The organism is Acinetobacter sp. ANC_7504 (assembly GCF_056779995.1).
Genome location: NZ_JBWYIZ010000028.1, coordinates 1 through 706, shown reverse-complemented (window position 1 = coordinate 706; position 706 = coordinate 1). Strand labels below are relative to the sequence as shown.

1 protein-coding gene is annotated in these 706 nt (G+C 51.0%); it reads right to left on the bottom strand.

Annotated features, from left to right (window positions below; translation table 11 throughout):
- Window positions 1–706, bottom strand: a 706-nt coding sequence (locus AC1M9F_RS14455) for a GA-like domain-containing protein (protein WP_481598111.1), incomplete at both ends; no start/stop codon positions are given.

The following is a 706-nucleotide window of genomic DNA, read 5'->3' as shown; positions in this document are numbered from 1 at the left end:
CAATACCATCTAACTGTGCTTGTAGCTCGGCTTGTGCTGCCTCATCTTCTAAGTTATCGATTGCTGTTTGTGCTTCTGCAATCGCAGCATCGACTGCTGCTTGCGCGGCATCTAACGCCGCTAATGCTGCTTCGTATTCTTCTTGGGAAACTTTGTCATCTCCATCTGAATCTGCAAGGGCTTCTAGATCTGCTTGTTTCTCATTTCTAAGATCAATCGCTTCTTGTACAAGACCTGCTGCAGCATCAATCGCATCATCACGACCATTGCCATCTTCATCATTGACAGGCGGTACAGTCAGGTCTGCGATGGCATCTAATCGTGTTTGTAATGCTGCCTGTGCCTCACTTGGCGCCAGTTCATCCAGTGCTGCCTGAGCCGCTGCAATCGCGGCATCTACTTCTGCTTGTGCTGCTTCAAGCTCAGCCAAGGCTGCTGCATATTCTGCTGGTGTGGTTACGCCATTGTCATCTGCATCGGCTAAGGCCTCGAGGGCTGCTTGCTTCTCCGCTCGCAGTTGTTCTGCTGCTGTCACCAAGTCGGTCGCTTCTTCGAGTGAACCACTCACTGGCGGTACACTCAAGTCAGCAATACCATCTAACTGTGCTTGTAGCTCGGCTTGTGCTGCCTCATCTTCTAAGTTATCGATTGCTGTTTGTGCTTCTGCAATCGCAGCATCGACTGCTGCTTGCGCGGCATCTAACGC